At 35.6% G+C, this 15,138-nt stretch carries 6 protein-coding genes; 3 read left to right on the top strand and 3 right to left on the bottom strand.

Features of this window, described 5'->3' with window-relative positions; translation table 11 throughout:
- Nucleotides 1–18 precede the first annotated feature (18 nt).
- Both FLAPXU55_RS11595 and FLAPXU55_RS11590 read right to left on the bottom strand, forming a co-directional pair.
- Nucleotides 19–3,213, bottom strand: a complete 3,195-nt coding sequence (locus FLAPXU55_RS11595; RefSeq protein WP_219637255.1) for a glycoside hydrolase family 2 TIM barrel-domain containing protein — start codon at nt 3,211–3,213, stop codon at nt 19–21.
- Between the two features lie 41 nt (nt 3,214–3,254).
- A complete protein-coding gene (locus FLAPXU55_RS11590) occupies nt 3,255–5,732 on the bottom strand; it encodes a beta-glucosidase (protein ID WP_180857788.1) in 2,478 nt (825 codons plus the stop codon).
- 211 nt (nt 5,733–5,943) lie between these two features.
- Between FLAPXU55_RS11590 and FLAPXU55_RS11585 the strand changes: the two genes are divergently transcribed.
- On the top strand, nt 5,944–7,260 hold the full coding sequence (locus tag FLAPXU55_RS11585) for a sugar porter family MFS transporter (protein WP_180857787.1): 1,317 nt from the start codon (nt 5,944–5,946) through the stop codon (nt 7,258–7,260).
- A 70-nt stretch (nt 7,261–7,330) separates the two neighbouring features.
- Here FLAPXU55_RS11585 and FLAPXU55_RS11580 read toward each other — a convergent pair whose 3' ends face one another.
- Nucleotides 7,331–11,281, bottom strand: coding sequence for a hybrid sensor histidine kinase/response regulator transcription factor (locus tag FLAPXU55_RS11580; protein WP_180857786.1), 3,951 nt, complete (start codon nt 11,279–11,281; stop codon nt 7,331–7,333).
- Nucleotides 11,282–11,690: 409 nt separating this feature from the next.
- On the opposite strand from FLAPXU55_RS11580, the gene FLAPXU55_RS11575 reads away from it, so the two are divergent.
- Nucleotides 11,691–12,740, top strand: a complete 1,050-nt coding sequence (locus FLAPXU55_RS11575) for a glycoside hydrolase family 43 protein (protein ID WP_180857785.1) — start codon at nt 11,691–11,693, stop codon at nt 12,738–12,740.
- Nucleotides 12,741–12,927: 187 nt separating this feature from the next.
- Nucleotides 12,928–15,093 (top strand): TIM-barrel domain-containing protein, encoded by a 2,166-nt coding sequence (locus FLAPXU55_RS11570; protein ID WP_180857784.1) that lies wholly within the window; start codon nt 12,928–12,930, stop codon nt 15,091–15,093.
- The last annotated feature ends 45 nt before the right edge of the window (nt 15,094–15,138 follow it).

Raw genomic sequence — 15,138 nt, 5'->3', positions numbered from 1 at the left:
GGTTAACGGATTAAATTCTTATTTCGAATTCAAATCAATTTCATAATTAAACGAAGTTGCTTTGGCATAAACCAAATATTGTTCTAAAGGTTTTGGCCCGCATCCCCACGAACCAACGCCTAAGGTTTTATGCGAAATACACAAAACAGTTCCTTTACTTTTTGGTAAATCTATTTTGTATTCTACATTTTCCATTTCTTCATCACTGTAGGGCAGCGCGGCAACCTGCAGTAAATCATCGCCCTGTTTGATCGTTAAGCTTAAACCATTTTGAGATTTTACATTTGCCCAGCGTACATCTTCATGATTTCCGGCTTCCATAGGTTTTTCATAAGGCGTTAATTGTTCGTTTACCGAACTGGAATAATGACCAACGTCAAAACCGCTTTTTCGGTCAGGATAATTTTCCATTGGTCCGCGTCCTAAATAATCAAATTGGTTTAAATCTTTATCTAAAAACAAACGAACACCAATTCGGCCTAAAATCAAATTGGGATCATTAAAACTCACATCATTTGTGACTTTAATAGAACCGTTTCCGCTAATGGTATAAAAAACGTTGTGTATTACTTTAAAGTTTTCTTTGCCCGTTCCGGTTAATGTGGCTTTAATTTCAAAACTGCCGCTCGATATTTTTTGCGTTTTTATGTTGCTTGCTGTCCATTTGATTTTTTGTAAACCATATTTATCCCAATTTTCATAAGCCCACATATCGTCTTTTCTGTGCGGTGCGCGCCATAAATGTAAAAGCGGTCCTCCATTTTCCTGCAAAAGATTTTTACCGTTTTTTTCAATTTTAGAAAACGTTCCTTTGTTTTTATCAAACTCAATTTTAAAATCACTTCCAATAAGCTGAATAAAGTTTTTACTGTTTTTTACAGATAAATCTGCTTCTGCAATATGTTGTAAAATTGGCGGAATATTTACCGGAAGTTCAAATTGCTGCGAAGCTACTTCAAAACCTTTACTGGCCCATAATTCATCTTCGGCAAGAGCAAATGAAATCCGTAAGAAATATTCTGAACCCGATTTATACAAAATATCTAAAGGGATTTTGATCTCTTTTTCTTCACCAGGATTAATAGAACCGGTTTTTAGATCCCCTGAAGCTCTTAAATTGCCATCTTGCGTTAATTCCCATTTAGCAGTAAGACTGTTTAAGTTCTTGGTTTCATAACGGTTTTTAATAGTAAAAAGTCCATTTTTACTGTCTTTATCTACAATCGTAATCCATTGATACGCATGCTTTAATTCCGGATAATGCGGTTTTAATGATCTATCGGAAAAAACAACGCCTTTATGAATAAAATACTGATCGTTTGGGTATTCGCCAAAACCACCACCAAAAGCCGTTATAGGATGTTTAGGATCACGATTGTTGTAAATTCCCTGATCCTGCCATTCCCAAATAGCACCGCCAAGCAAAGCCGGATATTTATCAAATAAATCATTGTAGATATCTACAGATCCCATCGAATTGAACATGGCATGCGCATATTCGCATAAATAAAAAGGCTTTGTTAAAGAGGCATCATTCGCATGCTTTTCTAAATTATAAACATCCGTATACATCTGGCTGTCAATATCTGCCGGATTGTTTAATGCAATACCAAAACCTTCATAATGCGTAGGTCTTGTCGGATCAATTTCCTTAATCGTTCTTAAAGCCGTTCTAAAGTTTACTCCGCCGGTTCCGTTTTCATTACCTAAAGACCAAATCAATACCGAAGGATGATTTTTAAAATTTTCCGTATTCGCCACATTACGATCAACAATTTCCGCTTTCATTCGCGGTTCATCATTAAATTCATTCATTGCGCCGTGACATTCTACATTGGCTTCGGCAACTAAATACAGACCATATTGATCGCATAATTCATACCATCGAGGATCATTAGAATAATGGCTCGTTCTCACATGGTTACAATTGGCTTGTTTAATCAAAAGAATATCTTTTATCATTTGTTCTTCGGTAACGGCGTGTCCGTCGTCTGGCCAGTTTTCATGACGATTAACACCTTTTAATTTTATCGCTGTGCCATTTACAGTAAATAATCTGCCTTTAATTTCAATTTTTCTAAAACCTGTTTTTGATGATAAGGTTTCGATTGTATTTTTTCCTTCTTTTAAATTAATTACAGTGGTATAAAGAATAGGCGTTTCTGCAGTCCATTTTTTAGGATTGCTGACATGAAAAGCAACGTCAACCGTAATTTCCTGACCGGGTTTCAAAGCCGGAATATTTTTCTTCCCAACAGCTTTACTCACAGGATTATCTCCATCATAAAGAACAGCTTCAATTAAACGAGGTTTTGTTGCTGTATTTCCATAGTTTTTAATTTTTGTTGTAACCAAAACATCGGCATCTTTATAATTTTTATCCAGATTTGTTTTGATGAAATAATCTCTAATATGCTGCTGCGGAGTACTCCAAAGCGTTACATTTCTAAAAATACCGCTTAATCGCCACATATCCTGATCTTCTAAATAACTTCCGGTTGTAAAACGATATACTTCAACAGCAAGCGTATTTTTTCCGGCAACAAGGTATTTCGTTAAATCAAACTCTGCGGCATTTCTGCTGTTTACGCCATAACCCACTTTTTTGCCGTTTACCCAAATAAAGAAGCCGGCATCAACGCCATCAAAAGTGATTAAAATGCGTCTTCCTTTCCAATTTTCGGGAACGGTAAAATCACGGCGGTAACTTCCCACAGGATTTCTTTCGTGAAACGCCGTAAATTTTTCCGGCGGAGTACTCATAACTTTTGGAAAGTCTTTCTGGAAAATATAATTGTAATTGCTGTAATAAGGCGTTCCGTAACCTTCAATCTGCCAGTTTGAAGGCACTTTTATTTCCTTCCATTTCGATACATCATAATCTGTTTTGTAAAAGTTTACCGGACGTTTTTGCGGCCAGTCGACCCAGTTGAATTTCCACATTCCGTTTAAACTTTTACTAAAAGTTGAAGCGTGTCGGTTAGCAGTAAGTGCTTCTTTAAGTGAAGCATAAGGCATTAAGGTTGCATGAGCTGCTTCTTTATTTATGCCAATGTTTTCCGGATCTTCAATTTCTTTTGGAACTTTGGCAGTATCCTGAGCAGAAAGGTTTTGTTCTAATTTTTGAAACGCAAAAATTGAATTTTGGTTCAGGATCAGAATTAAAAATAATAAAATTTTGGAAGCTTGATTTTTTAATAATGTTGGCATCATAAATTTAAAATTTCGGTCATTAGTTATCATTATGCTGTTTATTAATTTAAAGAAATGGTTTCTTTTAATCGTATGTCTTTTGATGAAGCACCAATTAAAATTTCAAACTCTCCTGCATCATAACCAAAATCTTTTAGAGCTGTTTTATAATACGAAAAAGCACTTTCGTCCAGCGTTATTTTGAACTCTTTGGTTTGTCCTTTTTTCAGAAACATTTTGCTAAATCCTTTTAATTCTTTCACGGGTCTTTCGACCGGAGACACGATATCGCGAACATATAATTGTGCCGATTCTGCACCATCTGAATTTCCTGTGTTTTTTACCTTAAACGTAACATTAGCAGTAATTTTTCCCTCGTTTTGCTGTAAGGAAACTTTAAGATCGCTGTATTGAAAACTCGTGTAAGATAATCCAAAACCAAAAGCAAACTGCGGTTCAATATTATTTTTATCATAATGCCTGTAACCTACAAACAAGCCTTCTTTGTATTGCACTCTTTTGTCATTATCGGTATCATAATAATTGTTGTAAGTGGCATTGTCTTTCCAGTTTTTTTCGAAACTTACCGGAAGTTTTCCACTCGGATTTACTTTTCCCAATAAAATATTTGCCAATGCGGTACCGCCTTCCTGCCCGGCATAAAAAGTATGAACAAGGCCTTTAATGTTTGGAAGCCAGTTTTGCATATACACATTTCCCCCGGCATTTAAAACCACAATAGTATTAGGGTTTGCCTTTGTAACTACTTTTATCAATTCTTCCTGAGCTTCGGGAAGTTCAAAAGGTCTTTCGTCTCCTTCATGTTCAATCTGCTGATTAAAACCTACGCAAAGAATAGCAATATCGGCTTCGGAAGCTAGTTTTATAGCTTCGTTGAAATTTTCTTCTTTTGGTTCAAACCAGGCAAATGTTATAGAAGCGTCTCCGCTATTTTCATAATATTCCAGTCTTACTTTGTATTCTGTATCAGCATTTAAAGTAAGTTCAGCATTTTTTTCAATAGGGCCGTGATCGCTCCAATAATCCAGCACAATTTTGTCGTTGATAAACAGTCTGTAGCCATCATCGCCTCGAACAGCAAATTTATAAACAGCAGTTTTTGTTGGTTTGATAACGCCTGTCCATCTTACAGAAAAATTATCCTGACCCATTCCGATTACATTTGGAGTCTGAACCCACGAAAAATCAACAATTTTATCCTTTCTAACTTCCAATGGAATTCCCGATAACTCTTTATTATTGAAATATTCTGCTTTCAAGCCAACAGTTTGAGAACCCGGTTCTAAATAAAAAACAGATTGTTCAGACAAAGCATTCAAACTCGGAATTCCCATTGCATACGTTACAGTGCTATTTTTTGCAGCAGTTTTAAATCCGTCATAATACGTACTAAAATGAAAAGGTTCTGTTTGAGAGCTTCCGCCGCCTGCATTAAATGAATTGGCATTTGGTCCGATGAAAGCAATTTTTTTTGTTTTTGCGGGATTGATAGGAAGGATGTTATTTTCATTTTTTAGAAGAACAATTCCTTCCTGAGCTATCTTTAATGCTGCTTTGGCACTTTTAGGATCATCTTTCGGAATACTTTCGTCGGTTTGTTTTCGGTCAAAAAAACCGTAGCTGAAACAAACTCTTAAAATTCGTGAAACCTTATCATTTAAAGTTGTTTCCTGAATTTCGCCATTTTTTAAAGCGGGCAGAAGTAATGTTGGAAGGATATGTTCATCACCCGGCATTTCGAGATCTGTTCCGTTTTTAAATGCAGCGATTCCGTCATGAACGCCGCCCCAGTCAGACATTAAAATGCCGTCGAATTTCCAGTCTTTTTTTAGAATTTCTAAATTCAAATGCGCATTTTGCGAAGTGTGTTCTCCGTTTAACAAGTTATAACTGTTCATAACCGCGCCCACTTTTGCTTTTTGAACCGCAGCTTTAAAAGCAGGCAGATAAATTTCCTGAAGGGTTCTTTCATCAATATCCGAAGAAACAAAATTTCGATCGTATTCCTGATTGTTGGCCGCAAAATGTTTTACAGTTGCCACCACACGCTGACTTTGAACTCCTTTTATATAATTAACGGCTAGCGCTGCTGAGAGAAACGGATCTTCTCCCAAATATTCAAAGTTACGTCCCGTCATAGGCGCGCGTGCAATATTTACGCCCGGCCCTAAAAGAAAATTGATGCCTCTGGAACGTGAATCCCTTCCTAATGCAACGCCCAGATCGTAAACCAAACTGGTATTCCATGTGGCAGCATTCATTACGCTGGCAGGGTAGGCGGTGCTTTTTCCGTACGATTTGGTTCCTACAGGTCCGTCACTCATTTTAAATTGTGGAATTCCTAACCGTTTGATTTCTTTGGTATACATCCAGTTGGTACCGTTTATGTAATTTACTTTTTCCTCCAGGGTCATGCGGCCGAGTAAATCTTTGACCCGTTCTTCAACGGGTGCTTTGTAGACTTGTGCATTCAAGGCAAATGTTGTGGTTAACAAGCCTATGATAATTGTTTTTTTCATGTGGTTTATTTTGCGGTAGTAGTTTTAAGTTTTGTTGAATAGCAATTTTTTGGTTTTGAAAAATTAAACATTTAATAATTCAATAAAAATACTAAAACGTTTTAGTATTTGAAAATATTTTTTTTACATTTGATAAAAAATTATGTGATTTTTTTTAATTACTATAGTTTTTTGTGAGTTTTTATATGGATGATACTAACAAATACTTATTATGAATAAAATACTATTATGGTCTGTTACCGCCGCATTGGCCGGTTTTTTATTTGGTTTTGATACCGTTGTAATTTCTGGTGCAGATACTAAACTGCAGGAATTATGGCACACATCTGATGTTTTTCATGGATCTGTTGTTATGGCAATGGCACTTTGGGGAACGGTTGTGGGTGCAATATTTGGCGGAATTCCAACGAACAAATTAGGACGTAAAAAAACACTGGTCTGGATTGGTATTTTATTCCTCGTTTCGGCAATAGGTTCTTCATTGGCAAATGACCCTTGGACTTTTGCTTTCTTTAGATTTTTAGGCGGATTAGGAATTGGCGCATCAACTATTGCGGCTCCCGCTTATGTTTCTGAAATTGCTCCGGCAAAAGACAGAGGAAGGTTAGTTTCGCTGTATCAGTTTAATATTGTTTTGGGAATTTTAATGGCGTTTTTATCTAATTATTTATTGCGCGATGCGGGCGAAAATGCCTGGCGATGGATGATTGGAATAATGGCTTTTCCGGCATTTTTTTATACGATTGTTGTATTCACAATTCCCGAAAGTCCGAGATGGCTGCTTTCAAAATCCAGAATTTCGGATGCTAAAACAGTTTTGGAAAAAATAGATCCTACAGCTAAAATTGAAGATTTACTGCACGAAATGCATTTGGGAAACGATAATGAAAACAACAAAGGCGAAACTATATTTTTAAAGAAATACCGATTTCCGCTGTTATTAGCGTTTCTGATCGCTGTATTCAATCAATTTTCTGGAATTAATGCTTTTTTGTATTATGCTCCAAGAATTTTTGCAGAAGCAGGATTGGGCGAAAGTGCCGCTTTAATGAGCAGCGTAGGCATCGGAATAACGAATTTGGTATTTACCCTTTTCGGTGTTTTTTTAATTGATGTTTTAGGAAGAAAAATTTTGATGTACATAGGATCAATCGGCTATATAATTTCCTTAGGGTTGGTTGCAGCGGCATTTTTCTTTAAGTGGGAAGGTCTGCAGGTTCCAATTTTTCTGTTTTTATTTATAGCTTCACACGCCATAGGACAAGGTGCGGTAATTTGGGTTTTTATTTCAGAAATTTTTCCAAACCATTTAAGAGCCAGCGGTCAGGCATTTGGGTCTTCTACACATTGGGTTTTGGCTGCTATTATTCCATCTATGATTCCGTTTTTATTCTCGACGATTGGAGCCGCAGCCGTATTTTTGATTTTCGCCATTATGATGGTTTTCCAGTTGTTTTTTGTCATTTTCATGATGCCGGAAACCAAAGGAAAAACGCTGGAAGAACTTCAGGAAACGATTTTGAAGTAATTATTAATTGTTAATGGTTAATTGTTAATTATGAAAAAACAACTAACCATTAATAATTAACCATTAACAATTAATTTTCGTTTGCGTTAATAAACTCCGATGGCGACATTGAGAAGCTTTTTTGGAAATTTCTGCTGAAGCTTGACTGCGAATTATAGCCCACTATTTCGGCGATTTCATAGACTTTGTATTTGCCTGAAAGCAGTAATTCGGCGGCTTTTTTCAAACGGGCGTTATTAATCAGTTCGTTTGGACTTAGATTGGAAATATCTTTAATTTTTCGGTATAAAGTTGAACGGCTCATGTGCAGAATATCGGCAAGAGATTCAACACTTAAGTTCGTGTCGGCCATATTTTGATCGATAATATCGTCCAGCTTTTTAATAAATTCTTCGTCGATGGTATTATGGGCAATAGATTTTAAATGCGACAACGGAGAACTCGCATAATACTCCATAACGTGACGTCTGTTTGATAATAAATTATCGATTTGCGCCAATATAAAATCCATCGAAAATGGTTTGGGGATATAAGCATCAGCTCCTGATTCCAGACCTTTAATACGGGTTTGTATAGCACTTAAAGCAGTCAGTAAAATTACCGGAATATGACTGGTTTCAATATTAGATTTAATACGGCTGCACAATTCAATTCCGTCCATTACAGGCATTGTAATATCACTTATGACAATATGAATCGTTTGATTGTGAATAATCTTTAAGGCTTCTTCACCGTTTGCAGCTTTATAAATTTTATATTCTTTACTCAATTCTTTACTCATAAAATTGAGCAGTTCCAGATTATCTTCAACAATCAGGATTTGGGTTTTTACATTTTTAGCCGTGATCTCATTTTCAAATTCTTCATCATTATCTTTTACAGTATCAGCCGAATCTTTATACAAATGAAATTCACTTTGCTGACGCAGCGGCAGTCTCAAAACAAACGTATTCATCGAATCGTCTACAAACTGCAGTTTTAAAGTTCCGTTATGCAGTTCCGTTAAAGAGTGGGCGAGAGATAATCCAATTCCGGTTCCGGTTTGTGTTTCAGAACCTAATATTCTAAAGAAAGGCTCGAAAATTTTACTTTTAAGACTTTTCGGAATTAAATTTCCATCATTTTTAACGATAAATTCCAGTGAATCTTCATCTCGGAACAAAGTAATAATCACTTCTTTTTTAGCATATTTAATGGCATTGCTAATTAAATTGGTCAGGATTTTTCTTATCGCTTCTTCATCAACAAAAGCGTAGATGTTTTTTTCTCCTAATTCTAATTCCAGATGAATATTTCTTTCTTCAATTAAAGGTGTAAACTGCGAATGTAATTGTTTCACTAATAATGAAATATTTGTTTCCACAAAAGTCAGTCCCAAACCTTCCATTTCTGTTTTTCTAAAATCCAGAAGTTCGTTTACCAAATTCAATAAACGGGAAGTATTTTTCTCCATTATGGATAAATTCGGTATAATTTCCGGAGACTCGTATGTTCTTTTTAATAAACTTTCTAACGGACTTTTAATCAGCGTTAAAGGCGTTCGTATTTCATGCGCTACATTTGTAAAGAATTCGATTTTAGCGTGATAAATTTCTTTCTCTTTCTCGTTGTTCAGGTTTGCAATTTTCTGGTTGTTTTCCTTGATATTCATGTGATGATAACGACGTAAAAGCCAGTAAAGACATCCCGAAATAATTAAAAAATAAAGAAAAAAGGCATAACCGCTTGCCCAAAATGGCGGTAAAATAGTGATTTCTACAACAGCTTCTTTGCTCCAGATTCCGCCCGCGCTTAACGATTTTACCCTGAATTTATAACTGCCGGAAGGAAGTTCCGTAAAAAACACTTTATTATTTTTATTGAGATAAACCCAGTCATCGCTGATGCCGTCCAGTTTATACCAGTATTGCGTAAGTTCAGGCGCGGTATAACTCAGCGAGGCAAAATCGATATTAAAATTGGACTGGTCACTTTTTAAAGTAATTTTCTTGATATACGAAACAGATTCATCAAGCGGAGAATCTTTATCATTTACAATTACATCCTGATTATTGATTTGAAGTCCGGTAATAAAAATAGGAGGATTGTATTTGTAAGTGCTGAAATTTTTAGGATTAAAACTAATCATCCCGTTCAGATTTCCAAAATACATATCTCCGTTTGAATCCCTAAATGCAGAACTGTAATTAAACTGATCGCTCAGTAACCCGTTTGCCGTCGTAAAGATTTTAACTGCTTTTGTTTTATAATTAAATTTGACTAAACCTTTTGAAGTTGTAATGCATAAATTCTGATTTTCATCTTGTAAAATAGAATAGATCACATTGCTCGAAAAACCATCTTTAGTCGTAAATTTTTTGAATGCTTTCGTTTTAAAATCAAATAAGTTCAAACCATTTTCGGTAGCAATCCAAAGGTTGTTTTGTTTATCCTGAAAAATCGAAGTGATAAAATCATTGCTGATACTTTTATCATCTTTAAAATCATGTCTGTAAACGGCTTTTTCTTTCGTTTTTGGGTTATAATAAAACAATCCGTCGCGATAAGATCCCGCCCATAAATTCCCGTCTTTATCATTGAACATACAGGTAAAATGTGTGCTTTCTGAAAAATAATCACATATTTTAAAGCTGTCATTTTTTTCGTCATATAAATAAATTCCAACCGACGTTACTACGTATAATTTCTTATCGGGAGTTTCGTAAAATGTAACTATAAAATCACTTTTAAAACTGCTTGTTGTATGGTCATAATGTTTGATAACCCTTCCGGTTGCAGCGTCCATAACGTCCAGTCCGTGCTCAAAAGTTCCAATCCAGATTTTATTTCCTCGGGGCAAAACACCGTGTATATTATAAAACGAAAGTCCTGATTTTGTTCCGTCGGGTTTAAAATTTACAAATTTCTTGGTCTGTAAATTAAACTTGTTGATTCCGGCATCTTCCGTACCAATCCAGAGATTTCCCTGATCGTCTTTGTGAATTTCCCGAACGGCACTTCCAACAATGGCATTTTCACTTTTTCGCGGGAAATATTTCTTAAACTGATCGTATTGTTTTTGATGATAATTGACACCGCCAAAATAAGTCCCAATCCAGACACCGTTTTCTTTATCAATCGTAATACAATACGCCGCATTATCTGAAATGGCGTAAGGATCACTCGGACTTTTGCGTAGATTTCGGGTTGTTTTATTCTTTAAATTATAAATATAAACACCAGATTCGCTGGCAATCCACAATTCATTTTTGTTTCTTTTAAACTGACGGACAAAAACCGGTTTTTCGACATCATTGATAAAAGGTGCAGTTTTTCCCGTTGCGACATCATATTTGTAAATACCATGATCGCGTGTTCCTATTAAAATCGAGTTAGCATCTAAGGCATAAATTACAGAGATTGAAAAAGTACTGTTGGACATTTGCACCTTAATCTTATCAAAACTCTGAGTCGCTTCAGAATAGCGGTATAAATCATCGTAAGAAGAAACCCAGATCACGCCATTTTTATCGCAGGTTATAGAAGTGGCATAAAAGGAATTTCTGCCGTCAAACATTCTGGTTTCTTTGGTGTCAACATTATATTTGATTAATGTTCCAATAGAAATAAACCATAAATTATTCTTTAAATCATTATCAATATCATTAATACGATTGTTGATCGCTTCGTTTATAAAGGTAAATTTCTCCAGTTTTTTATCATAGGAATACAATCCTTTATCAGTTCCTACCCAAATATAATTTTTGAATTCATGCAGTGACTGAATGTAGTTTATTCCTAAGGAAGTTTTAGGATCCGCGCCGCTTCGGAAGGTTTTAAAATGATAACCGTCAAAACGGTTCAAACCGTCTTTGGTACCAAACCACAAAAATCCGTCTTTGTCCTGAATAGAAGCCAAAACGGTATTGTTAGACATTCCGTTTTCGACCTTATAGTGTTTAAAATAATATTCCTGACTAAAAATGGTAGTAGACAAAAAGAAAAAGTAAGTTAATGTCCCAAGTTTTAAAAAACGCTGCATGTATATGTCTTTATTAATTTTTTATAAAAATAGTTTCCCCTTTTGTGTCACAAGCATTCATTTTGATTTTTATCTCGCTTTTGCCTTGTTTTTAAAGGGTATTTGAACCATTTGAACACAATTGTGAAACAAAATGAGATAAAAATAAAGTGAGCTGTGTGCTACTTTGGTCAAAAATTAAATTGATATTTTTTTAATATATAAATTATGGAATTGTTGAAAAATAAGCAAAATATTTTGAAAGGACTCAAAATAAACAGCAATAGAGCGATTGCAATATTACTTATATTTTTAATAATACAAATGAAATTCTTAAAAGTTATTTTTTAAAATCATATCAAATAATCTAACCTAAAAACCAAAAACAAAAACGACCAGCAATGGATCAAAAAAACACCAAAAGTTATTTATGAAAAGAAAAAAATCCATACTAAAACAAACACTGTTGTTAATGCTGTTTGGTATTGCAGGCAATATTGCATCGGCGCAGCAAACCTTTTCCAATCCTATTCTGGATTACGGACCAGATCCCTACAGCACATATCATGATGGCTATTATTACTACACGCATACTATGCAGGATCGTTTGGTGCTTTTAAAATCTAAAAATCTGGCAGATTTAAAAAATGCCGAAAAGAAAACCATTTGGATTGCGCCTAAAAACACCGATTATTCTGCTGAAATCTGGGCACCGGAATTTCATTTCATCAACAACAAATGGTACGTGTATTTTGCTGCTGACAACGGTTCTAACAATACACACCGAATGTATGTTTTAGAAAATGATTCGAAAAATCCGATGGAAGGAGAATGGGTTTTTAAAGGAAAAATTGCTGCCGAGACAGATAAATGGGCCATTGACGGAAATGTGTTTACCTATAAAAAACAATTGTACATGATTTGGTCGGGCTGGGAAGGAGATACCAACGGACAGCAGAATATTTACATCGCTAAAATGAAATCTCCCACACAAATTGATGGAGACAGAGTGCGAATTTCAAGTCCGTCAAATCCTTGGGAATTATTTGGTGCATTGCATGACGATGTAAATCCGCCGCAGGTAAATGTAAACGAAGGGCCTCAATTTTTGTCTCATAAAAATAAAGTGTTTATTGTTTTTTCTGCAAGCGGATGCTGGACAGATAATTATAGTTTAGGACTTTTAACCTTTACAGGGAAAGATAATTTACTGGATGCTTCGGCTTGGGTAAAATCAGATCAGCCTATTTTAGGTCAATCCGATAAAAATAAGGTTTATGCTCCGGGACATAATTCGTTCTTTAAATCGCCAAACGGCAAAGAAGACTGGATTTTATACCATGCTAATTCTAATCCGGGAGAAGGCTGCGGCGAAAAAAGATCGCCAAGAATGCAGCAGATCAAATGGGATAAAAGCGGAAATCCTGTAATTGGAGATCCAATGTCGGAAGAAGCTGTGCTGGCTATTCCGGCTATGTAAAAGAACTATTTTTAAAATAAAATAAAACTGTCTTTTGGCTTGTCATTTTATTGACGGGGCAAAAGGCAGTTCATAGCTTATAATTGAAAAACACAAAATTTCTCAATATTTTTATAAATATACTAAAACGTTTTAGTATATTCGCATATGTTGATTCATAACCGTTTATAACATTTAACTTTCTAACATGAATTTAAAACCTATCTTATTTTCCTTTTTAATTGCAGCAGGAATAACCACAACAACTGCTCAGGAAATTTCAGTATTAAAATCTTCATTAGTCGGGAACAGAATTGCAGAATTTATTCCTAAAGGATTTGATAAAAACAAAACGCCATCGTTAATTCTTGCTTCTGAACCAAAAGCAAAAGGAAAGCTTCCATCAGACTGGTCGCTGGTTCCTGAGTTTACGTTTAAAAATGAAAAAGCAAGTGCCGTTCTTAATCTTAAAGGTGATGTAAGCCTTTATGGCGGAGGAGAAGTTACCGGCCCGTTATTGCGCAACGGACAATCGATAAAATTATGGAATACAGATACCGGAGCTTACAGCGTTGAAGGTGGAAAAAGATTGTATCAAACGCATCCGTGGGTTATGGGAGTTCGTGCAGATGGTTCTGCTTTCGGAATTATTTTTGACAGTACATGGAAAGCAGAATTAATTACAAACTCAAATCAGATTATTTATAATTCTGAAGGCGCTTTATTCAGAGTTTATATTATTGATAGAAAATCACCTCAGGAAGTGATTAAAGGACTTTCAGAATTAACGGGAACTATAAAATTACCGCCTCGCTGGGCATTAGGATATCACCAATGTCGATTTTCTTATGACAGCGAAAAGCGTGTTATGGAAATTGCCGATACTTTTAGAGAAAAGAAAATTCCGTGCGACGTAATCTGGATGGATATTGATTATATGCAGGGTTACAGGGTTTTTACTTTTGACAGTATTCGATTCAAAAATCCGAAAGTGTTAAACGACAATTTGCATAAAAAAGGATTTCGTGCTGTTTATATGATTGATCCGGGTGTGAAAGTAGATAAAGATTATGCTGTTTATAATTCGGGAACACAAAGTGATGTTTGGGTGAAACAAAACAACGGAGAAGAATATCACGGTAAAGTATGGCCGGGCGATTGCGCTTTTCCTGATTTTACAAGTCCGAAAACAAGAAATTGGTGGGGTGGACTTTACAAAGATTTCTTAGCGACAGGAATTGACGGCGTTTGGAACGATATGAACGAACCTGCCGTAAATGATAATGATTTTTCCGAAGATAAACGTTTGGGAACAATGCCGTATGATACGCCGCATAAAGGAGGCGGAAATTTACCACAAGGTTCTCACTTACTTTATCACAACGCTTACGGCCGTTTAATGGTAGAAGCATCTTATAACGGAATTTTAAAAGCAAATCCATCAAAGCGTCCTTTCTTGCTTACAAGATCTAATTTATTGGGCGGACAGCGTTATGCTGCAACCTGGACAGGAGATAATTATGCGGGCTGGGATCATTTAAAATTATCGGTTCCAATGTCGCTTACTTTAGGATTATCAGGTCAGCCGTTTAACGGTCCGGATATAGGAGGTTTTCTAGGAAATACAGATGGAGATTTATGGGCGAACTGGCTTGGTTTTGGTGCTTTTATGCCTTTTGCACGTGGACATGCCTGCGCAGGAACAAATGATAAAGAACCTTGGGCTTACGGCGCAGAAATCGAAAAAACATCTCGTATTGCTTTAGAAAGACGTTATCGTTTATTACCGTATTTATACACCCTTTTTTATGAATCTTCACAAACAGGATTGCCGGTTATGGCTCCGGTATTTTTTGCAGATGCTCAGGATTCACGTTTGAGAGCCGAAGAACAGGCCTTTTTATTAGGTGAAAATCTTTTGGTTGTTCCGGCTTTCGCCAAAGATCCGATACTTCCTTCAGGAATTTGGGAAGAATTAAGTTTAGTTGACGGAGATAAACAAGATAAATATCAGGCCAAATTGAGTATAAAAGGCGGAAGCATTATTCCGGCAGGAAAAATTATTCAAAACGCTGGAGAAAATTCATTCGATCCGTTGAGCCTTTTTGTGTGTCTTGATAAAGACGGGAAAGCAAATGGAGAATTGTATGTTGATGAAGGCGACGGTTTTGGATTTCAAAAAGGAGATTATCGTCTGGTAACTTTTAGTGCAGAAAAAAACAATAATACGGTACTAATCAAAACAGCCGGCATTCAGGGAAAAAGAAACATCGATAAAGAAATAAACAAAATAAATGTGCATTTACTTTTGAATGGTAAAACTTACGAAGGAACTGGAACTCTTAAAGATGGAATTACAATTACTTTAAATTAAATTTCATTAGAATAAAAAAGCAAAATTGAATAATAAGATTTTAGA

Origin of the sequence: Flavobacterium panici, from assembly GCF_903819335.1 — a bacterium.
Taxonomy (GTDB): domain Bacteria; phylum Bacteroidota; class Bacteroidia; order Flavobacteriales; family Flavobacteriaceae; genus Flavobacterium; species Flavobacterium panici.
Note: the sequence above shows the minus strand (reverse complement) of the source record. Positions and strands in the feature narration are given on the sequence as shown.